At 45.6% G+C, this 1,039-nt stretch carries 1 protein-coding gene; it reads right to left on the bottom strand.

Features of this window, described 5'->3' with window-relative positions; translation table 11 throughout:
* Positions 1–211: 211 nt before the first annotated feature.
* A partial coding sequence (locus tag A0J57_RS24970; protein ID WP_083945780.1) for an AAA family ATPase occupies positions 212–1,039 on the bottom strand: 828 nt, incomplete at its 5' end.

Raw genomic sequence — 1,039 nt, 5'->3', positions numbered from 1 at the left:
CATAAGCACATAGGACCATACCGGAGTTTACCAGGTCGTATCCGTATTGTAAGTTTCAGAATTATTTGTCGCACTTCTTGCAGAATTATTTGTCACACTTGACCACCCCGAAATTGCGCGAACATTTGCGCCTCTATTGCGTTGCGAATGTATCACTGCCTGTGGTGCGCTATTGGTTGAGTTGACTACTAAATACAACGTCCAAATGATACTAACTATCCGGACTTAGCAAAGCGGGTTGCTTGCGCAATGTTCCGTTTATTCCGAACATCATCATTTCCCGAGCGGTTTCGACAACCTCCCGATTTAGCTCTTTGACCACATCTTCATTGATTTTCAGAATCCTGGCAATCATGKAGAACAAATTTCCCAAGGATCTGAGAACTCCTTGTGTGTACCAATAGATGAGCGCGTAGACCTCTTCAGGCGGCTTCGGCAGGTTCATTACCTCGAGCTGTTTGTCTATGTATTCGGTTGTTTCAGCGGCAGTCAGCGGTTTCAGTTCTTCTACATGAGCCACCCTTATCGAAAAATGCCACATCCGGCTGAGGCTTCTTTCAAAGCCTGGATCAGCTATGAGCAATAACCCAACATCCCACTCTTCTTGGATGTCTCTTAGTTGCTCTAAAGCCTGGTATTTCAGCCTGAAGGCCTCATCGACAATAACGAGCTTTAAGTGCTGCTTCGACAACTCACTTGGCCATTCCTTGGGATTCACCMAATTTACAGCCTTTAGATAGGCATCCTCAAACCTGTTTTTCAGCAGGCTCAATTCATTCTTCAGTCTAGGAGCCGAGACTGTGACGCTCGGCAGATAATAAACGCTGTCGCAGAGCATCATGTTTGCAGGATCTTGCGGTGTACCATTCTTAGACGCTAGATTTGCTTCTATTGTTTGCCAATTACAAAATCTCTTCGCTGACGAAGTTTTACCAATACCGGGCTTGCCAAAACAAAGCCCGATTTTTCTGTCCTCCCGGCACACTGCCGCCAGTTCGACGAAATTGAAATGAGAGACTGATTCAAGAAAGAAAGGACT

This window comes from Sphingobium sp. 22B, from assembly GCF_001580035.1.
GTDB classification, from domain to species: domain Bacteria; phylum Pseudomonadota; class Alphaproteobacteria; order Sphingomonadales; family Sphingomonadaceae; genus Sphingobium; species Sphingobium fuliginis.
This window is presented reverse-complemented; position numbering and strand designations above follow the sequence as displayed.